The 20,806-nt window shown below is 57.6% G+C and carries 17 protein-coding genes; 3 read left to right on the forward strand and 14 right to left on the reverse strand.

The window, feature by feature from the left end; translation table 11 throughout:
* Nucleotides 1-268 precede the first annotated feature (268 nt).
* From ABJK56_RS09100 to ABJK56_RS09160, 13 genes are all read right to left on the reverse strand, one after another.
* Nucleotides 269-3,622, reverse strand: a complete 3,354-nt coding sequence (locus ABJK56_RS09100) for a serine/threonine-protein kinase (protein WP_347244353.1) — start codon at nt 3,620-3,622, stop codon at nt 269-271.
* 84 nt (nt 3,623-3,706) lie between these two features.
* Nucleotides 3,707-4,657, reverse strand: a complete 951-nt coding sequence (locus ABJK56_RS09105; protein ID WP_347244354.1) for a hypothetical protein — start codon at nt 4,655-4,657, stop codon at nt 3,707-3,709.
* Between the two features lie 115 nt (nt 4,658-4,772).
* Nucleotides 4,773-5,708, reverse strand: coding sequence for a type II secretion system F family protein (locus ABJK56_RS09110; RefSeq protein ID WP_347244355.1), 936 nt, complete (start codon nt 5,706-5,708; stop codon nt 4,773-4,775).
* An 83-nt stretch (nt 5,709-5,791) separates the two neighbouring features.
* Complete coding sequence (locus ABJK56_RS09115; protein ID WP_347244356.1) at nt 5,792-6,646, reverse strand: type II secretion system F family protein; 855 nt, start codon at nt 6,644-6,646, stop codon at nt 5,792-5,794.
* Nucleotides 6,643-8,610, reverse strand: coding sequence for an ATPase, T2SS/T4P/T4SS family (locus ABJK56_RS09120; RefSeq protein WP_347244357.1), 1,968 nt, complete (start codon nt 8,608-8,610; stop codon nt 6,643-6,645). The genes ABJK56_RS09115 and ABJK56_RS09120 overlap by 4 nt, the downstream gene beginning before the upstream one ends.
* A gap of 34 nt (nt 8,611-8,644) precedes the next feature.
* Nucleotides 8,645-9,406 (reverse strand): hypothetical protein, encoded by a 762-nt coding sequence (locus ABJK56_RS09125; RefSeq protein ID WP_347244358.1) that lies wholly within the window; start codon nt 9,404-9,406, stop codon nt 8,645-8,647.
* A 180-nt stretch (nt 9,407-9,586) separates the two neighbouring features.
* Nucleotides 9,587-10,753, reverse strand: coding sequence for a hypothetical protein (locus ABJK56_RS09130; protein WP_347244359.1), 1,167 nt, complete (start codon nt 10,751-10,753; stop codon nt 9,587-9,589).
* The gene (locus ABJK56_RS09135) at nt 10,740-11,813 is read right to left on the reverse strand and encodes a hypothetical protein (protein WP_347244360.1); all 1,074 of its coding nucleotides are present in this window, start codon (nt 11,811-11,813) and stop codon (nt 10,740-10,742) included. The genes ABJK56_RS09130 and ABJK56_RS09135 overlap by 14 nt, the downstream gene beginning before the upstream one ends.
* A 67-nt stretch (nt 11,814-11,880) precedes the next feature.
* The gene (locus tag ABJK56_RS09140; protein ID WP_347244361.1) at nt 11,881-13,305 is read right to left on the reverse strand and encodes a Tad domain-containing protein; all 1,425 of its coding nucleotides are present in this window, start codon (nt 13,303-13,305) and stop codon (nt 11,881-11,883) included.
* Between the two features lie 137 nt (nt 13,306-13,442).
* The gene (locus tag ABJK56_RS09145) at nt 13,443-14,447 is read right to left on the reverse strand and encodes a hypothetical protein (protein ID WP_347244362.1); all 1,005 of its coding nucleotides are present in this window, start codon (nt 14,445-14,447) and stop codon (nt 13,443-13,445) included.
* 66 nt (nt 14,448-14,513) lie between these two features.
* On the reverse strand, nt 14,514-15,089 hold the full coding sequence (locus ABJK56_RS09150) for an A24 family peptidase (RefSeq protein ID WP_347244363.1): 576 nt from the start codon (nt 15,087-15,089) through the stop codon (nt 14,514-14,516).
* A gap of 54 nt (nt 15,090-15,143) precedes the next feature.
* Nucleotides 15,144-15,350, reverse strand: coding sequence for a hypothetical protein (locus ABJK56_RS09155; protein WP_347244364.1), 207 nt, complete (start codon nt 15,348-15,350; stop codon nt 15,144-15,146).
* 81 nt (nt 15,351-15,431) lie between these two features.
* The gene (locus tag ABJK56_RS09160; protein WP_347244365.1) at nt 15,432-15,626 is read right to left on the reverse strand and encodes a hypothetical protein; all 195 of its coding nucleotides are present in this window, start codon (nt 15,624-15,626) and stop codon (nt 15,432-15,434) included.
* 586 nt (nt 15,627-16,212) lie between these two features.
* Here ABJK56_RS09160 and ABJK56_RS09165 point away from each other — a divergent pair.
* Together ABJK56_RS09165 and ABJK56_RS09170 are read left to right on the forward strand one after the other, a co-directional pair.
* Nucleotides 16,213-16,716, forward strand: coding sequence for a thioredoxin family protein (locus ABJK56_RS09165; RefSeq protein ID WP_347244366.1), 504 nt, complete (start codon nt 16,213-16,215; stop codon nt 16,714-16,716).
* Nucleotides 16,717-16,793: 77 nt separating this feature from the next.
* Nucleotides 16,794-17,636 (forward strand): hypothetical protein, encoded by an 843-nt coding sequence (locus tag ABJK56_RS09170; protein ID WP_347244367.1) that lies wholly within the window; start codon nt 16,794-16,796, stop codon nt 17,634-17,636.
* Nucleotides 17,637-17,674: 38 nt separating this feature from the next.
* Here ABJK56_RS09170 and ABJK56_RS09175 read toward each other — a convergent pair whose 3' ends face one another.
* Complete coding sequence (locus ABJK56_RS09175) at nt 17,675-18,682, reverse strand: ferrochelatase (RefSeq protein ID WP_347244368.1); 1,008 nt, start codon at nt 18,680-18,682, stop codon at nt 17,675-17,677.
* 163 nt (nt 18,683-18,845) lie between these two features.
* Here ABJK56_RS09175 and ABJK56_RS09180 point away from each other — a divergent pair, with 163 nt between their 5' ends.
* On the forward strand, nt 18,846-20,774 hold the full coding sequence (locus ABJK56_RS09180; protein WP_347244369.1) for a sulfatase: 1,929 nt from the start codon (nt 18,846-18,848) through the stop codon (nt 20,772-20,774).
* Nucleotides 20,775-20,806: the final 32 nt, after the last annotated feature.

Raw genomic sequence — 20,806 nt, forward strand, 5'->3', positions numbered from 1 at the left:
GGCAATTTACGAAACAAGCTTATTATCAACGAATTGGCACAGATCGTGCTGCGCCTCCCGTTGGTAAGTTAGGCTGGCCCGTGGGGTTTCCGGCGCAGCGGTCGTCATGCGGGTACCTTGCCCTACCGCATGATTTCGCCACTGCGGAGGTGGCACGCCGGAAGCCCACTTTTTTTGTATCTCACCCGTTTCGGCCCTTTGATTTGAGGGGTCGGCTTTGTAACCGACCGCCTTTCGCAAAGAGCAAGAGCGCAGCGTGATCCTTGTTCTATCGATCCAAGCCGCTGAGAATCTGCCGCGACAGCGACTCGAACGGAAACGACGCGTATCGTCCCAACTGCCTTCTCTCGTAACGAATTTTGACCTGGGTGGCCTGGTCCGGCGCTCCGGCCAATTGTTCATCGAATCGATCCAAAATCTGCCGGCTCTGTTCTCGCCCCTGTTGGTACGCCGACGTCAACGGTTCGCCCAATTGCTGGACCCTGTCGTCGAGTTTCTGAAACAGGGAATCCGCCGGGCGTTCATTCCCTTCTCCAACACGAGCGGCGTATTCGCGGAGCTGGCCCAAAAAATGGAACACTTCCGGCCCGTTCAGGACCGTGACGATCAAGCCAGGCTTCGGTTTCACTTGAGAACTTTCCCAGTGGGAAGCAAGCGCCAGCATCTCTCCCACTGCCCCATTGTAGTCGCGTCGGAAAAGCTTCGTCCACGCCAGTGCCAGATAACTCACCAGTTCTTCGGGGCGTTCCAGTTTCAGCGGTTCAAATACCCGTTCCGCTTCACTGAACTGCGCCATCTTGATCTGCAACAGCCCATACAAAAGGGCAGGTTCCGGTTCCTTACCAGCGAGCTTGAGGGCCGTGCGATAAGCGTCATTGACCACTCTCGCATCCAGATTATCCTGCAAGAGCATCGCTCCAAGGCTCCGCAGGGCGTTCTTGGCCTCTTCTGTTAAACGAGGCGGCCGATTATCTGGGAGAAACAACCGCGGCGACTGCGACGTGCCGGCGAGCTGGGGCAACTGCCGCGTGAGAAACGCATAAAGTTCTCCCGCGTCGATTTGTCCATCTCGATTTTCGTCGGCCGCCCCTCGATAGGCATCAAGTAAAGCAATCGCCGTGGCAGAACCCTCCTGGGTGGCGACAACCCGCTGGCCGGACGTGGTTGCGGCAATCGCCGTGATAGTGCGAAATGGGGCTCGACCCGGCGGTCCCTGAACGGCCTGGAGGGCCTCTTCCGCAGAAACCACATCGCCCGGAATCTGAGCTCCCGCTGGAGACACATCCAGAATCAACAGCTTCCTGGACGCCGAAGACTTTTCCAGATCGTCCGCAAGCGATTGAATGGGAAGCGCCGTCTCCGACAGCCGATTGAGGCTACTGTCACGACACAGCAGATACACGCGTTTGCTCACATCTCGAATTGCAATGCCGGAATAGTACACGACCACCTCACCGTCCGCGGGCACCTCTTTCAGGAAAGCCCTCAGGGCCTGCTCCCATCGCACGCGACTGGGGTTGGTGAGGACAAGGGTCTGGCTGCGCGGGAAAGCCCCTCGCCGAATAAGTACGTCGGCGAGCTTCTGCGTGCCCGTGACAAGGACAGGCAGATCTGCCAACGATTCATCATCGAACTCGCCCACAGCCACCAGAAGGGCAAACCGCCTGCGATCCTCAGGCCGCACAACAGTGATCTTGAGAGCCCTCGCGATTCGACCGTCGGGCGTGTCGTGCTGGATGTCCACTTTGTCACCGGCCCGCAAATCCGTTAACTGGGCCGGTTCTCCGGCCAGCGTGATTTCACAAGTCTGCGGCACCAGGAACTGCATCGTCTTCTGATCCTGGCTGAGAAGGACGTCGATCGACCCGGCGTCGAAATGGACGCGTTCGATCACACCGGCCACACCCAGCACCCTATAGGCATCCACCCGCCGGATACGCGTATCGTGCTCAATTTCGACCTGGTCATTCACACGGAGATCAGCCGGGCGCAGAATCTGGCCGCCCACATTGGCCTGGCCGTTGAGTGTGACAATGCAATCCTCCGACCAGGGAAGCGTGACCACCTGTCCTGTCGAGTCCGATTCCACGGTTAAACGGGCGTTTTTGGCGTCCACCTCCCGCACAATTCCTTTCATCTGGACCACCCGAAAGGCGGCCACTTCCGTCACAACGAGCTCAGGCCCCTCACGCTGATAGTATAACTCCACCCGATCGCCACTTTTGAGCTGCGTGTATTCCAGCTTTTGCCCCTGAAAGGTAGGCTGGCCATTGAGCGTCACAGGGGTTCCCCGCGGAGCACGAAGAACCAGTTTTTCCCCTTCCGGTTCTCTGACGACGGTGATCGTCCCCTGTTCCGGCGAGACCGCCTCGATCTGGCCAATCAGGCGTTCTGGTCGAATGGCTTCGATTCGCTGAACCTGACGGCCCTGTTCATCGCGATAAACTGTAATCGTGATGCGATCCCCCGGCTGAAGATCTCGCAACAGCGACTTCTTGTCGTTGATGATGACCTCATCCCATGACCGGATTTCACGCTCTTCCTTCCCCTGACCGTCATGATCGATAATCAGCCGCCGGGCATCTAAAAGAACTGCCTCCAGGCGACCTTGGACGGGGGTCGCTGCCGCCGGTGGCGGGGGAGGCGGTGCGCGTTCAGGAAGAAGCATGAAAATTGACACCAAAAGCGAGCACGCCACGGCCACGCCCGCTATGATTCGCATCATCTTCTTTTGCCGTTGCTGCTTGAGCTCCTCTTCGCTGGGCTGCGATCGTTCCCCCGAGATGCTCGCGGGCACACTTACCTGCGGAGCCTTCAGAAGCGCCAGGGCTTCCCGAGCGGAACTTAATCGCTGCTGCTGATCCTTGACCACCAGACGGTCCACCACCTGGGCCAGGTCTTCGGGGACACCTTCCAGCACGCGATGGATGGGCGGCAATTTTTGATCGGGTGAGGCATGCCACATCATCCATGCAATTTGACGATCCCGTCCAAACGTGCTGAGCGTGGGAAAGAGCAACTCGAAATCTGGCCCACACATTAGCTCGTAGGCCGTAAATCCTAGCGAATACAAATCGCTGGCGGGGCCGACCGGACCAAATTGGGTGCTGATCAATTCCGGGGCCATGTACTTGGTGGTGCCCTTCAAAAGACTTCCGTGCTCATCTGTGGCCCTGCGTGCCAGCCCGAAATCTCCCAGCTTTACCCGTCCCCGGGCATCCAATAGCAAATTGCTGGGTTTAATATCACCATGGATAATGCCGTTGGTGTGGAGAAAATCCAGGGCCTGCAGAGAATCAATGAGAATTTCGCGGAGGAAATCCAGGTCGATCGGTCCTTTTTGCACACTGGCCTGAAGGCTACCCCGCATCAACTCCAGAATCAGCCATCCCCGGGACCGCACCACATCGTAGATGGTGATGATGTTTGGATGCTGGAGAGTCGCCAGAAGCTGCGCTTCTTTCCAGTAGCGCTCGAGTTGCTTGGGATCCCGTCGAAAATGGGGATGGATCTCCTTGATCGCCACATCGCGGCCCAGCTCGCGGTCTCGACCTCGATAGACCGTGGCAAAGTCCCCGGTAGCGATGGTGCCCACAATGTCATAACGGGATGCTTGGCCCATTCCCAACCTCACACCGAACCGCGACGGCGTGGCCTGCGTCTCTGTTTCCGACTGAACTTTTCACATCATGCCAATTGTGAAAGGCTATTCTTTGAGGAGGATCCTTAAAAGCTCCTCCAGTCGCTCATCCCGCGAGCGACTCCCTGTCAATCCAGTATAAGAGTTTCGCCCTTTTTCCGCGTAGAGCAAGAGGAGAACTTGACGGTAGAGCTCCCGCTCGCGCTGATGATCACCCCGACTGTGGGCCCAATGAGCTTCGCGGAGAAGTCTCTGATACTCGGCCAGTGGCGCGTTTGGGTTGAGACTGGAATAGTACTCAGCCGCCAGTTCTTCTCTCGCGCGTTCAAGCTCCTCCAAATTACTCCGCGTGGCGGGCACGGGTTCCACGAAGAGGAGCGCCAGTGAGGTCAAGAGGCTGGCAGCCAGCACAACCGCCAAAAGAACAGGATTGCTGGATCGCTTGACCTCCCGTTTTTTCTCGTCTGGAGAATCCTCTTGCAGGTGCAAACTGGGCAGGCTCCCGTCGGGCGCCAGCTTCCAGGCGGGTTCAGCCGTCTGGGTGAGGATCAGTCGGGCCACCTTTTTTCCGCCAGCGGTGGCAGTTCCCCCTGTGACGGGCGAATCGACCTTCGCCACCCTTTCAGACCGAGCCGCCCCGGCACCGTCACCCCGAAACCTGTTCTTTTCCGGCGGTACGTCCTTCCGGGCCTGTTCGACGCCGGGTCTTTCACGAGCTGCGGGAAGCGTCCCCTGGTCTTTCGCCCCCGAACGCTCCACTTTGGCGGGGGAAATTTCCGAGACTTTTTTGCCCTCTTTTTTCGCCTCTTCTCTCGCTGGCTCGGGACCGGCCGGAGCAACGGGTGGACTTGCCACCGGTGGTTCTGCTGGCCTAGCTTTCGATTCCGGCTGCTGCGGGAGAGCGGACTCCGGGCGAAAGCGATGGCGACACCACGGGCAGGCCACCTTGCTCTGCATCGCCGCATCGCTCACGGTCATTTCCGTGCCGCACAATGGACATTGAATCTTAACGGGCATGCCACCAATCCGTACTCTGCCAACCTAGCCTTTTAGGTTGTCCTGCCAGGATTTTTTCGCCAGGTGTTCACTTCTCACTCTCTCCCAGTGCGTCCTTTCCGAAAATCCTTTTACCTCACAGCGACAAACCGAAGTACAGATAGTTCATGAGAAACGGTCCCACCAGGATGAGCACGGCTGCCGCCATCACGAGAATTCCCGGCAGAAGCATGTTGACCCCTGCTTCACCGGCGATCATCTCAGCTCGCTGGGATCGCTTGATGCGGAGCACGTCGGCCTGGGTGCGGAAGATCGAGGCCAGCGGCGTTCCCAGGGTCTCCCCCTGCAAGATGGAGCCGATAATGCTTGTGATTTCGTCATCGGCCAGGCGGTCTCGCATCGCGTTAAAGGCTTCATAACGGGTTTTCCCCATACGGATGTCGGCGAGAACACGCCCGAATTCTTCGGCGATGGGGTGCCCGCGGTATTCCTCCACAGCCTGCGCTAGGGCATTGAGAAAGGTGGACCCCGCTTCCATCAAAAGGGTTAACAGATCCAGCAGAAACGGCAACCGACGTTTGATGGCCTGAAGCCGTCGCGCCGCTCGGTCAGCCAGCCGCAATCGCAACAGCCAGACAGTAAGCCCCGAGAAAATCACGGCGAGGAGAATGCCGGCCGCTCCCACTGCCCGCACCGCCACATAGGTGTACAGCGGGAAAAGCATCACAGCAATGAGTTCGAGCTTGGCCAGATATTCCTCCGCCAGCCAGAATCGCGGCAAACCCGCACAGTGAATGTGGCGCTGAATCTCCGGAAGCGCGTCACGGAATGCCGCACGATTGAACCGCGCCAAGAGTTGAATGAGCGGTTGAAATAGCCGGAAAAAGCGGTCTGCACGACGCAATTCATTGATTCGGCTTACGTCATAGCGCCACTCAGCACCCTGCGGCAGATCTTCGGTGTGGACGATTTGCCACAACCACTGCGTGACAAAAAAACCCGCAGCCGCCCACAGCGCGGAAGAAATAACCAGTAAAAATGCGTGTTGTTGACCCGCTTGCCAAGTCTCCATAGGCCAGCTCATTCCTTTTTAGAATGGTGTCTTTTACGGCTCTTTTCCCCCTTTGTCATGGCTTGTGGAATCTTTTTTCGGTGTTAAATATCAGGCCTCAACAGCGCACGGGCCCAAAGATACGCAATGACATCCAGGATGACGGCCATGCCCAGCAGTAGGTGCCCCAGCGGCTGTGTGAACAAAAGCATGGTGTTGCCGGGATCCATGATGTAAAAGCCGATCAGAAAAATCACCGGCGCAATGGCCATATAGACCGCCGATTTCCGCGCCTGTGCCGTTTCTGAGAGGACCTTCCGCTCCAGGCGCTGAAGTTCCAGGACGGACCCTGCAATTCTCTCCACTGTTTCGTTCAGTCGCCCGCCGTGTTCGTGGCTGGCAAGCAGGGCCGCAGCAAAAAGCGCGAAGTTTTCGCTCTTCAGCCGTTGTTTCGCTTCGATGAGCGTCCGATCGAGGGGTTTGCCGAGGTTATATTCCGCCACAATCTGCCGGAATTCCGCGTTGATAGGCCGCGGACACTGGGCTGCCAGAATCTCCAGCGACTGGGCCAGCGACAAACCCGCTCGCACCGCGTTGGCGAGGGTCACCATGGCGTCGGCCAGTTGATCCTCGATTTTCCGCCGATAGAACTCCGCCATCCGCCGCAGAAGATACCACGGCGCCGCCAGAAGTAACACAGCCGTCAAAATTGCAAAGATAAGGCTGTCCACCAGCAGCCAGAAACCGAAAAAAGCCACGGCAATACCGACTAGCCAAAGAGTCAACCAGAATCTCACCCGGGCGGTCCGCACCCGCAAACGCCGCAGCTTATCGGTGACGTCGGCTTCCATCCAGGCGAACGCTTGGGCTAGCCAATCACGAGCGCTGTACACCAGGATCGCAGCCGCGATACCGGAGCACAAACAGCCCAGCAGGAGTAAATCCTGGTTTCCCGTCATACCCGAATCCTCCGGTCCTCGCCGAGGGCTTCGTGCTGAGGGACAGTTTTTCCAGGGGCGGCCTGCACGGATTGATAGCCTTCCCCGTAGAGAAAGTTGAGGTCCAGCAAGTCCTTTTCAACCAGTGAGTCGATAAACGTGGGAAGATAGCCGGTTGGCTCAAGAGACTGGCCATTCCGGAAGTTAAAGATGTCGTGCATGATCACACTTTTTGTATCGGGATCGACACCCACAACCTCGGTGATTTCCGTGATCACCCTGCGTCCACCCGGCAACCGGGAAATATGGACAATCAGATCGATCGCCGAGGCGATTTGTCGGTGGATGGAATAAATTGGCAAATCGGCCGCCATAAGGATGAGCACTTCCAGCCGTTCGATAACCTCTCGGGCCGTGTTGGCATGGAGCGTCGTCAGCGAACCGTCATGGCCAGTATTCATCGCCTGGATCATGTCGAGGGCTTCCGGCCCGCGGCATTCACCCACAATGATCCGGTCCGGCCGCATCCGCAGCGCATTCCGGACTAGGTCGCGGATGGTGTAGGCTCCCTGCCCTTCCACGTTGGGCGGCTTGGCCTCGAGCGTGACGACGTGCTCCTGATGAAGGCGGAGTTCGACCGTGTCCTCGATGGTGATGATTCGTTCTTTGAACGGAATAAAACTGCTGAGGACGTTAAGCAGCGTGGTTTTTCCTGCCCCTGTCCCCCCGCTAACGAGGATGTTCTTTCGATCGATAACCGCCGCCCGAAGAAACGTGGCCGCTGCTTTGGTGATCGACCCCAACTCAATGAGGTCGTCCATCGTCATCCGTTGCAGCGGGAATTTGCGAATTGTTAGGCACGGTCCTTTCACAGCCAGCGGCGGGATAATGGCATTGACGCGAGAACCGTCGGGCAGCCGGGCATCGACAAGCGGCTGGCTTTTGTCGATGCGACGTCCTACCTGGGCCACGATTCGCTCGATAATCGCTTCGGTAACCTTGTCGGAGATGAAACGCCGTCCCGACTTCTCGATGACACCGTTGCGTTCCACGTAAATCTGATCCTTGCCCACCACCATGATTTCGGTGATGGAATCCGCGCGGAGAAGGTCCTGAAGCGGCCCAAAGCCGAAAATGGTGTCCTTCAAATCTTTCTTGAGCGTCCGCAGGATCAGATACTTCCGCAACTCGCTGTGAAGGTGAGGACGAACAAGCTGAAACGCTTCACTGAAATGATCCTCAATGCGCTGGACCTGCTCCGTAGTATCCCGACATTCCGAAAGCCGCAGCCTTTCCCGGATGAAATTGAGAATCCCCGCGAGCTCCGCTTCCCGCTCGGGGACCAGTGTGGCGGGAATATCGAACTCGTTGCCGCTCAATCCGGTCATTTCATAAAACGACTGGCTCCCCGACTCCATAATTAAGCTGTTGACCAGGTAATCGCGGAGCACGAGTCCTGTAATCTCTTCGAGAATCGGCTCATTCTCCGGCTCAAACACCCGGAGGTCCCGACAGATGTCCTCGATGTTGTTTTCCAAAAGGAGAATGCTCTGCGGATCATTCGTCCGACGATTTTCAAATTCGTAAAGATCGAGTCGTTCCAACAGCTTGCGGTGAATCCGCAGTTCCAAATCGGCAATCAGCGATCGGAGGTGGGCTTCCAATTCCTGCCGCGAGACGGTGACGGCCTTTTCCGCTTCGAAGGTCAGTGTGAAGGGCCAGATCCGCACCTTCGTCCCGGGTGTGAAGACGACCGTTTGCCCTCCCAGAATTTCTTCCTCCCCCACCAGGCAACTGTTGAGCCCGAGATTTTCTAACTGCAAACGCCCATCTTCTAAAAGCCGCACCACCGCATGCCGTCGCGACACGAGGGGACTGGGGAGCACCACCGTGTTGGAACTATCTCGGCCGATCCACACTTCCGTGGCGTCGACCTCAATCATGGTCCGCCGGCTTTCGTTGATGCGGTTGTACCAGATCTTCATGCGTCCCCCACTGTGGTTTTCCTCAAACAATCGTTCAGTTCTGCGAAGTATCCCGTGAATGGAGAATCACCCCCACCTGCCGAAAATTCGTGGCTTCTAGCATTTTCCAAAGCCGTTCCGCCTTGGGTTCAAGACGACCATCTTCGAGCTTCACGCTAATGGTCAGAATATTCTCCTGAGATTGCGGGAGTTGGTACGCCCGATGAGCTTCGACGCTCGTCAGCCGGTTACCCACCGCCAGCACTTTGAATTTGCCAATGACCTGCGGCCCGCCTCCCGCATTGGTCGCCGGCGCTGTGGGGTTTTCCCCGGCAGGAGGATTACCACCAGGGACCGGGGTTGGTGCGGAAACAATGAACGAGACCATGTCCCCTGGCTCGATCAAACTCGGCACAATCGTGCGAGTATCGATGGGGATAAACATCGCGATCTCTTCGGTGTTCCCGGCAGGCTGACCGCCAAACCGAAGACGCGGGGGCGGGGGGCGAAGGTCATCCTGAAGCAAAAGAGACCCGCCGGGCACGGGGCGCGTCACACGGAGCCCGATGATACTCGCTCGGTCCGCATAGAGATAAGCAAAATCCTTGAGCCGTCGCGCAGGAAGAGGAGGTATCGCGACCGGTACCAGGTCCTCCTCCGCCAGCACATGGCCAATATCCAGGTCCTTGTTGGGGGCAATTCCGACAAACGCGACCGCCTCAATATCGCCCGTGGCCCGGGTCATGTAGGCCCAGTTGAAAAGAGCCGCAGCCAACCCGACACCCAGGCCGAGAATGAGTCCTTGGATACCTTTCATAGAAGCGTGTCTTTCTCTGGGAGTATGGACACCTCAACTGCTGACGTCAGACAGGCCCCTGCCACTTTATTGTAATGCCCCGTTTGATGTTGACTCCACCCGCTATGACGGCAAGCCATAAAGGTTCTGCGCAACGTTTTTTCCAAGAATCTTTGACTGCGGAGATTTAACAAAATCTGTTCAGTTACCATCAGTCTGTGAGGCGCTGTGGCGAAGGTAAACCACTACCCCGCGAGACGCTTCCCCGGGCACGTTCCGAAGTCGTACAGTTAAATGCTCCTCGACCGTAGCATCACCGCTCCGAAGATACCTCCTCCAGCTTTCGTAGCCGGAAGCGTTCCACCGGCCCACTGCGTTCCACCCGTCGCGCGACAACTGCTGATCTATCCACAAGGGCCAGGTGGCTGCTTTTCCGGAAACAGTCTCCTCGAAGATTCCGACCCAGTTTTCTGAGGAAAAGGCAAACCGGGCCACCCACCGGGCCCCGACGGGAAGCTCGTTCAAGGGCTCCCGCATACTCTCGCTGGAGGATGTTCTTCCAACAGTGGCTACAAGCTTTTTGGACTGCGTGGGGGTAAGAACATAGAGAGACCAGAGATTTCCCCCCGCCTGCATCAGCACCGCCCACCCAATGACCCGCTGTGACACCCAGGGAGGCCCTTTCACGCTATGCACATCAGAGTTATTTGCTGAAGAATCACCATCGTTCGCCCCCAACGGTGCGTCCTTGTGATTTTCCGTCGGCCCAGACCTCGGCGAACTTTCCGGCCTTATGATTGCCCACATCGGAAAATGACCCGGGTAACGGAAAACCCGCGTCCCGTCGGGCGATGACCGCACCGGGACTACTACGGCCAGCCGTTCCAGAAGCCGCTGTTCCTCTAGACTCGGCGGGGTTTGGGGCAGTGTCAGCGTCTCTGATACAGCGAGACAGAGCTCTTCTGCTTTTCGGCAGGCTTCCGCCTGGCTGCCCGAAATAGCGATAATCCTCAGATTACCCTGCTCTGTGCTGACCCGCATACCTTCCCCGTCCCGTCCAGCCGACGTTTGCTCTGGCGTTATCGTGAGGTCACCGCTCATCGAGGAAGTCATTGGCGCTGGCGGTTCCTTCCACCACCGAATAACCTGCAGCCCGAAGCTCAACCCGGCAGCCAAGATCAAAAAAGTCACCAGCATCCGCGACGTGCAGTCCGTGATCCATCGCGCCAGGTCGCCAAACGTTTTAATGCGGCGGGAATTGGCCGGTCGCTCATCGAAGAAAACTTTCATCCCGTTCCCCTGCGCGGGATCCTGACCGGTATTCGAAGGGGCAGCAGGAAGTCCAGCCCGAGGATCATCGGCGGCCATGATTTTGCAAACTCTGACGAAACGTATCGAGAACGCTGATCCATTGCTGCAATTGGCCAATTTCCGCCTGGATGGCCGCAATCTGACCGGGCGGAGGCGGTGGTACGGCGTTGAGCTGGTTGTTCAACTCCTGAATAACACTCTGGTACAGGTTGATGTAGGCGGAGGCCATTCGTTCGGCCAGCGATGGTACGTGGTTGACACGCGGCGGACCCTGCTGCGGCCGGACACCTCCGATGCGGTCCAATAGGCGCTCTACCTCATCATGCGCTACGGCAAGATCGGTGGTACAAAAGGAACCCAATCGCGGGTGAAAGTCGGGTGAGCCGCCTCCACGCCAGCCGAATCTCTGTGCATAGGCCGGAAACTCCGGATCCCGGTCAAGGATCAGCAAAGCAGGACGTTCCGGCATATTGAGAATCGCCAAAGCCGCTTGAACGTACATTGCGAGAAAGTTTCCCCCTGCTGTAGGCAACTGGTAGAGGGCCGTGACTCGATGGGCCCAGCGATCGTGCCAGTACCAAGGCAGCGACATCTGGTGGTACTGCCAGCAATTGTCGAGCAGCGGAGTTTTCGCCTCGAGTCTGTAAGGTCCGAGCGTGGCAAGCAAGGGAAAATCCCGGGACAAATCGGAAGATCCTCGACGAAATCCCCGTGTAGGATCGAGAAGCTGGGTATTGACCACGAAACTCCCTAACCTTGGACCTCGTGCCACCGGAAGATTGACACGTGGATCGTCCAGCACCGGAGCGTCGGCGTCCCCTCCGCTTCCCAGACCGGCGTTTGCCGGCCAGTACTCAGGTCGCGGGGCAAGTGCGAGATCTCGCGGATGACGGCTCGCCCATACTGCGTGCCGAGCTACGGCCAGAGCCCGTACCCGCCATGCCGCGACCGTTCCAAAATTGATCATCAAGGCCATGATGAACAGGAATAGGGGAACAGCGATCACCAGCTCCAAAGGCGCCAGCCCACACCGGTACGACGCTCGCCTGGTGATCCCCAAGACATCGCGCCGGTCCTCAAACCGATGACCGTCTCTGCCTGACAAGCGGCAGTTCATCAAGTTTTCTCCCATAAACAGACCATCCGACCCCGGCCCAAAGGTCGGCCTAGGGGTATTTAATTCATCAGTGCGGACTGATCCTTTGGATGTCAGCGGCCGTCCAACCCGGAAGTGACGGCAACTGCAAGTTCCAGCCAGCGAACTCCGGTAAAGGAGGCGGCGTTTGGAGAATGGCCGGTAAACTCCACACCGTCGCCGGCTGCAAGGTACACGTCCAGTGCTGATTAAGAAGATCCCAGTGGGTCGGCACATCTTCGCGGACAACCTGCCAGGTTCCCTCGACATTTTCGGCAGGAGGAGACGGCTCATCCACGGGCAATTCAGCGAAATCACCCGGGACGCCTCCCAGAGGATCGGTCTGCCGGCCAGGCGCGAAGTACTCCCACACCAGCCGCGGCCGTGGAACAAACACCCGTACCTGTGCAAACGCGATGGTGTCGCTGCTCATGGGATGAATAAACAGCCCCGGCAAAATCGGGAGCATGGGACGCCAGTACGCCACTCCCACGAATGTGAAATACTGATCCAAATGGGCGTTGGGGTCCACGATCTCTTCACCGGGTGTGCGGATGACAAACGGCAAATTGCTCGCAGGATACTCGGCCAGCAACCGTTCCAGTTGCCCACATGTGAAGTTGCGCCAGAGTCTGCCGAACTGACTCATCTTGGCCTCGCGGTCGAAGAACAACATTGCCCGATCGTTCCACATGTCCAAATAATGCCGAGCAAGTCGCTGCCGTTGACTCCGCGCCGTATTGAAGTACTCAGCCTGATTGGGATACTGGTCCATGACCGGATCCACAACCGGCAAGGTCCGCTCGTACAGTTCCCCCGCCCCACCCACGGGAGTCACGTTGGTTCGCCAGAGAACCCCCAGCATTTCCCCCCGGCCGAAGTCTGGTCGACCATTGCGTCGTGCCACCTCCATGGCAGCCTGCTGGGCAATATCCGGAAACGCTGCCACCACCGCCCGCTCATACTCCGGGATGAGCTCCTGCCGGAGAATGAACTCCAGGGTAGGCAGAATCTGCTGGCTGGCAGCAGCAGCCCATTCGCTGTACGCCGTCACAAGGGCCTGTTCCAAGGGCGTTTTCGCAGGAATGGCTGTCGCCAGGGGGACGAACTTCGGAAAATTGGACTGTGCGAAAACCGGCGCTTCCTGATTCCAGGTCTCGAGGATGGCGGGCACAAACTGTTCTGCGTTGCGATCCCGAGCCTCCCGCATAAATGCAGTCAACGCGAATACATCACACAGAAGATGATTGCTGAAAGCGAGCGCGTTCATTCCGCGGGCAATGACCACTCCACCCGAATAGGCCACAGCATCTGCGGCATTTTGAAGCCGGATTTTATGATCCACCGCGCGGCCTACATTCATGACCATCCCCAGCAGGATGGTCAACAGAAGAACCGCGAAGACCGCCACGATGCTCATCGCGCCGGAGTCGTCGATAGGAAGTCGTTTCATTTTCTTGGCTATCGCTCGCATCACCGGTTTCTCCGCGATTCCGACTTAACCGCCAGAAACGTCCGTCGTTCGTCCCCAGGTATTGATCCCTCTGCGATCATGCCGACGACTCAGCACCGTGCGATGATTCAGGGCGCCAAACAGTCGAACCAATCTTTTCAAAACATGCTCGAAAGCCAATAAGTGTACGGAACCACCGATTTTTCGCCTTCGTGTCCCAGGGTGATAGAGGCTCGCAGTGGATAAGTGGCAATGCCGTTACGCACTTCAATCTCCTGCGCGACTCTGTCAGGTAAACCGTCGGGACGCCGCACAGCCTTAGCCAAAAACTTTCCCGGTCCAGGGAGCAAAGCCATGTGGTGTATGACTGTGACGGTGACCGTATCCTGAAATCCCAGTTCGTTCGGTCGAAACTGATAGATGTCATCTTCCAGATAATACGGCACGAGCGGAGGTTCCCGATTGGAATGGAAAAACCGCAGCTCCATTTCCGTAGCCAGCAGAGCATAGGCCAGCTTGTTTTCCAGCCGTCGCGGCACCCGAGGAATACCGCTGGCATTGGTAACATTCTGCAAATACGCCTGCTGCACCAGTTGTGCCGCCGCAGCAGCGGAAGGCGGAACGGAGAGCCCAAGGTCCCGGGAAGGGCAGATCGGCATCAGCGCGAGGACCGCTGCGGTGACGATTTTCTGCCACTTAGGGCTGCCAGGGTCATACGGAATGATGAACGTCATTCCTCCCGGCGACGGGCCATAATTGGGGTCAGAAGGATCCACAATAGGCAAAAACTGTTCTGCCGTGGGATCTGGATAATAGCCCGGCCCAATACAGTTTTCTAACTCGATATTGCCCACCCGAGCAGGAATCCACACCTGAGCCGCCCGTGCCGCGGCAAACGCCGCGTAGTGCACAACCACGGTGCCAATCATGATCTGGCTCACCTGCACAATAAAAAGCATTAGAAGGACGAAGATTGGCAGGGTGAGCACAAAACTCAGGCTTTGCACGGCGCCTGCATCATCGTGGACAAGCTCAGCCAATCGACTCCACCGAAAAGGGATCCTCCCAGACCCTCCCCAGCGAAGCAACCCAATGGCCGCCAGGATTGCTCCGATCAGCATCAGCGCCCACGGCCAGGATGCAAGCACAATCGCACGCCACATGGTGCGCCTCTCTCTGTTCCCCGGGTGACGAAGCGACCGTCCTCTGTTTGCTTCACCCCATTTACGTTATGGCTGACCAAGCAGCCGTTCTATCACCCCGAAATGTACAATGACCACGGCCAACCAGGCGCTCGGGGCCAGAAACAAGGTTGGTTCCAGGGCCTTTTGCTCTTCCGGCGTCCATGTCCCCCAGTACCCCACCCGGAGCCATCCCACGAGTCTTCGCCCCAGGTGCACCAGCAACCGGACGGGCCCCACCCTCCATACAAGAACGCTCAGCGCTAAACACGCGCCGAGGACGAACGTCCACAGCATCGCCGTGATCCCCTTCTCGGGTCCCAAGTAGGCACCGATCATCGCAATAAGCTTGACGTCCCCCCCGCCGACGCGAAAGAAGACGTAACAAGCGACCATTACCAACCCACAGCTCAAAAACCCGATCACGGCCTGCCCCAATCCGACCGCTCCCCAGGTCTGCATCCACGCGGGGCTCGCCCAGCCGCCCCTCACGGCCAAATCCGCCAGGCCGTTGAGGAGCAGCCCTCCCAATATCCCGGGATAGGTGATCCAGTTAAATATTCTTCTGGTCTGGACGTCCGAAACGACTGCCGCCGTGAGGAACACCAAAAGGATGTAAACCACGCGCAGCGTCCCTCACTCATCGGCGACAAACGTCCCAAAACTGCGAGGCACGCCTCACTGAATCGCGTTCACTCGCTCCGCCTCCAGCTCCTGCAGGCCCTGATTGAAGTAGCCTTTAATCCGCGGCCACCCCACACGAATCAGGAAGATCAGGATCGGCAGAGCGATCGCGCCGATAATCAGGATGGTCTCCAGGCTCACCGCTCCGCGATCATCGGAGTGGATCCGCTTCAGCAGTTGCCGCAGACTCGCCTTGCTCATCGTGTCACCTCTCTCCCTTGCTCGACTCTTCTCTGTTACCGAAAACGCCGTGAGGCGATACCCTCCCCACATCTCGATAAGTCACATGAACGGCCACACTAGGAGGACATAGACCATTTCATAGGCCAGCCGAATAATACGGGGCCCCGCCCACATTGTAAACGCCGCCACCGGCAAAATCACCCCTATAAGAAGGACATAGTCCAGAGTCGCCACCGCTCCGCGCCGCAGGTGGCGCATAGCTCGTTTTTCCCGCAACCAGGCAGCGCGATTCATGAGGCAATCCTCTGGATCTATTCCTCCTTTCGGATACCATTCCACCCCACTTTTATTTTACCCGGAGCGCAGCGAGAGCGAAATAACGCGAAGCCAACCAATTTCCCGTTTCGCATCCTCACCGATTGAGCGTTTGTTGTCGGACACCCCCGATAGAGAACAACCACTCGAAAAGGCAGCATCACCCACTTCTGGAACTACCCGGTCCGCCCAAAAAGCACCGCGTCAGCTCTTCTGAGCGTCTATTAGTTCCACCCGCGATGAAAAAGGACCCTGTACGGGACGGGGACTCTCAAGGGAATGGGCGAATTACAAAAGGGTTACTTGTCAGGAAAATTTTATCGATTACACTGGCGGCTTTCGCGATCTTTGCCCGGGTCAAAGCTGCGGGCACGCGGAAAGGCAAGGAGCCCATTCTTACGATTCCCCTCCGAAACGGATTTCTGCCGTACTGAAGCTTTCTGTCCCCTCGGGGCCGTTCTCCGGGAGGGATTTTATCGGCGTGCGGGCGTGAAGGCGCGTTGTCCCGTGCCTTAGCCGCCTCGAGGAGAACCGTTTACGTTTTTCAGCAGGAAAGGAGTGATCCATGGCGTTTTCCTACCTGTTTTGCGTGCTGCCGCTTGCCGTGCTGACTTCGGACACCGCTGCGCCGGCCAGTCAGAATAGCGTCCGCGCGGAGGCTTATGCGACCGCATACTATCAGGCTCAGCAATCAAACCGACCTCTTGTGGTCGTGGTAGGAGCCAAATGGTGCCCAGCCTGCCAGAGATTGGAAAAGGACGGTATCCCCGGCCTGCAGCAGGCGGGCATTCTCAAAAAGGCTGTGCTGGCTCTTGTAGACTACGATGAAGAGCCGAAGCTTGCCCAGAAACTCACTGAAGGCGGACCCATTCCTCAACTTTTTGTCTTCCATCCCACGGAAAATGGCTTCCAAGGCCAAAAAATGGTAGGCTATCCCTCCCGACAGGCGGTGATCAATTTCGTTTCCGCCGCTCTCAAAAAAGATGAAGGAAAACCAAATACGAAAAAGGCCCAGGACGCACCCAGCCCTCCATCCCCGTCGAACCAGCAGGCCGCCTCCAGCCGATAATGAGAAGTAAACCCCTGGGGCCCGTATTTCAGGCTCCCCACTCGATGGGCACGACACACTGACAAACGCACGCTTCGATGCTCCCGGACCTGGAACAACGGAACATCCAGCAACTTGAGGACCTCAATCAGCGGGGCGGGCGTATGCTCACTGTGGTCGATCTGATTGAGGCGGGAACGCTCTCCGCGGATATGGTGGCCACAGTCATGTATGCCCTCGCGCAGGGTGCGTCACTGCTTACAGCAGCCCGACCTGGCGGCGCCGGGAAAACCACACTCCTGGCCGCTTTTCTCAATCTTCTGCCACCCGGAGTGAAAATCATCACCGTTGATACCCCGAGCGTCGTTGGGCAGGCCCTCCAGGTGGCCCCTCCGACACCCGAGTGTTTTCTCGTTCACGAGATCGGGGATGGACACTGGTACGGCTATCTGTGGGGCCGACCGGTCGCCGATTATTTCCGTCTCATCAGCGCCCAGCGAAGAATCGCCTCCTGTCTCCATGCGGACACGCTTCAAGAGTTGACAGAAATCCTTCTGGGCCCGCCGCTCGGCGTCGCCCGCGGCGACCTCGATCGCGTGGGACTTTTCGCCTTCATCCACGTGGATTTCAGCGTATCCCAGGGTTATCGCCCCCGTCGCCGCGTGGCCAGTCTCGAATGTCGCGCCCCATTTGTCCCGAAAAGCTTTCGTTTCGTCTGGGACCCGTTGGCGGACAATTTCGCGGTGGCTTTGCCCGACGATGGAGGACGTCGTAGGTCTGCCCCGGACGAAGCTCTCACCACTTGGTTCGCCGGCCCTGTTTTTGGACTCTTCCGCGACTTCATTTCAGAGCTGGTCGAAAAAGGCGTCCGTCATCTTGCAGATGTCAGGCGAGAAGTGCTGGGCTTCTATCGCGAGCATCCCGAGCTGATCAAGCGATAGGTTCTATAACATGTGCGTCTGAGGGCCTTTCGAGCGATTCAGCTTGGGGGACAACAGTCCACCGGACACACATCCGCACAGGCAGGTAGACGGCCGATAGCCCGTCGCTCCGACCGGCCATCCAGCCGCTCTTCAATCATCTGGCAAAGACCGGCCACAAAAGCGGGATGGGTGCCTACCGTCCCGGCACGGAAGAAACCGATTTCCAATTCTCTGGCCAGGGTCGAAGCCTCCACGTCGAGGTCGTAAAGCACCTCGACATGATCGGATAGAAATCCGATGGGTGCCACCACCACGGCTGCCGCACGCTCCTTTTCAGCAATAGAGCGAAGCACGTCCAGGATATCTGGCTCCAGCCAGGGAACATGCGGGGGACCGCTCCGACTCTGATATGCAAGGCGCCATGTGGTGAAGCCGGCGGCCTCGGCCACCAGACGGCTCGCTTCCTCAAATTGGGTCAAATAAGGCGATCCCGCGGCCATCGCCACCGGGATGCTATGGGCGGTAAAAATAAGGTTGATTGATACAAATCCTGCTTTTTTGGCCGCTTCATGGGCCTCCCGAACGCGGTCCACCATCGCCGCCACAAATCCAGGATGATTGAACGGCAACCGCAGGCGATCAATTTCCAGTGTAACAGCACCGCAGACTTCCCGTGCCCTGGTTAGATCCTCCAGGTATCGCCGGCAACTGGAGTATGAACCAAATACAGAGGTAACCACCGCCAGGACCCGCCGCACGCCGTTTTTTACCATCTCATCGATCGCTTCCTCCAAAAACGGATGCCAGTTCCGGTTGCCCCAGTAAATCGGCAGCCTCCAGCCCCGCCGAGCGAGCTCGTCCTCCAGAGCCTTTTTGAGTGCCCGACAATGGTCGTTGATAGGACTTCGCCCGCCCAGGTGATAATAGTGCTCGGCGACCTCTTTCAGACGAGCCTCGGAAATATTTCTGCCACGAGCCACGTTTTTCAAGAAAGGCATAACGTCTTCGGCGCGCTCGGGCCCGCCAAAAGATACCAGTAAAATGGCGTCGTAAGCTTGTGCCATGGACCGCCTTCTGTCAATTAATTACTTGAAACCAGGTTAGACCAGCCAAAAGCGCTATCTCGAACGATAAAGCTGGGTTTAAACTATTCTACCGGAGAAGTCTCGCATAACCTGGCCCCCATGGCGAGAATTACTTTCAAGATCTATTTGGGGAGGTACCATCATGAACCGGACCCTGATTCTCTGTGTAACCGCGTTGAGCTTTGGCGGGTTGTCGGTGGCTGGCGAACCCACAGCTCCCCCTTCTAATTTCAGGCGTCCCAACGTGGTCTTCATTCTGGCCGATGATCTGGGCTGGCGCGATCTTGGAGTGTACGGGAGCACCTACCACGAAACGCAGAACATCGACCGGCTGGCCACGCGAGGACTGCGTTTCACCCAGGCCTATGCTGCCAATCCGCTCTGTTCACCCACTCGCGCCAGCATTCTCACCGGCCTGTATCCTGCGCGAATTGGAATCACCGCGCCGGTGTGCCATTTGCCTGAGGAAATTCTCGAAAAAGGACTGACCGCGCCACAACCCCATGTTCGTGTGCAGGTGGCCAACAGCCTCACCCGGCTGAAGCCGGACTACATCACTTTGGCGGAGGTACTCCGGGATGCTGGTTACGTGACGGCCCATTTCGGGAAATGGCATCTCGGGCACAGCGGACCATACGAGCCCAAAGATCAGGGTTTTCAGTTCGATTTTCCACATACACCGCAGGTTCCCGGGCCGGGCGGTGGTTATCTTGCACCGTGGAAATTCATCAAAGACCCCGCGATCCAGGGCACGCCCGGAGAACACATTGAAGATCGCATGTCCGCAGAAGCCGTTCAATTCATCCGCAACAACAAACACCGTCCGTTCTATCTCAACTATTGGTGTTTCTCGGTTCACAGTCCGTGGAGTGCCAAGCCAGAACTTGTGGAATATTTTCGGCAGAAGGCCGACCCCAATTCTCCCCAACGTAATCCGGTATACGCCGCGATGGTGAAGAGTCTTGACGATGCTGTGGGGCGAATTGTGGCTGCCATTGACGAATGTGGTCTGGCGGATCAAACGGTCATCATTTTCTTTTCCGATAACGGCGGCTTTGCTTATCCCCCGCGCCGGGAAGGCAGTCGTGACGTGGAAACCCAACCACCGGGATACGCAGACATTCCGGCAACCAGTAACCTGCCCTTGCGAAGCGGAAAGGCCTCGATTTATGAAGGTGGGACCCGCGTGCCGCTCATTGTGGTCTGGCCCGGCCACACCCAACCCGGCACCGTCACCGAAAGCCTCTTCAGCAGCGTCGATTTCTTCCCCACCATCCTGGATATGTGTGGGATTAATCATTCTGGTTACCACGTGGACGGAATTTCTCAGGTTGCGGCCTTCGAGGGCAAAGGCTCGCCGCGAAGGGAAGTCTTTTGCCACTTTCCCCACGGCAGTGAAAATCAGGCCCGCAACATTCCTGGCTTCCTACCGTCCGCCTATTTGAGAGAAGGCGATTGGAAACTCATTCGTTTTTTTGCCGCGAATCCTGACGGAAGCGATCGGTTTGAGCTGTACAATCTCGCCGAGGATATTGGCGAAACTTACAATCTGGCCGACAAGTATCCAAAACGCGTTGAAGCCCTCCGCGCCAAACTCGAAAAGTATCTGCAGGACACCGATGCGGTTATTCCGCGGCTCAACCCCAACTACCGGGGAGACACGGCCAGCCAGGATCCACTCCTCGGATGGAAAGCCCGCGGCTGCCAGGCCGAACTCCGCGAGGGAAAGCTCCATCTGACCGCCACAGCCGCTTCGCCCTTTTTGGGCTATTCGCTCGGGCGTCAGCCGGGCCCGTTACAGGTGGCTTTTCAGCTTCGCGTTCTGCGTACCGATGGCTCCGTCCAGGGGAAACTTTCGGGCAAGGTAGAGTGGCTCCCTCCTTCGGGCGAACGGCCAGCTCCAATACCATATGAGACAGATCCGACCGGTCTGCAAACGGTGGTCGTGCAGGTTCCTTGGATGCAACCGATCGGCATTGTGAGAATCTACTTGCCGGAGGGCTGTCGGGAAACCGAGGTGGACTGGATCGAACTTGTCTCGCAGGATCAGAAAAAACGCTTCGACTTTTGATGCGGTGCGTCAGAGGCCAGATTTTGCACGAA

The sequence above is a fragment of the Thermogutta sp. genome (genome assembly GCF_039793925.1).
GTDB lineage: Bacteria > Planctomycetota > Planctomycetia > Pirellulales > Thermoguttaceae > Thermogutta.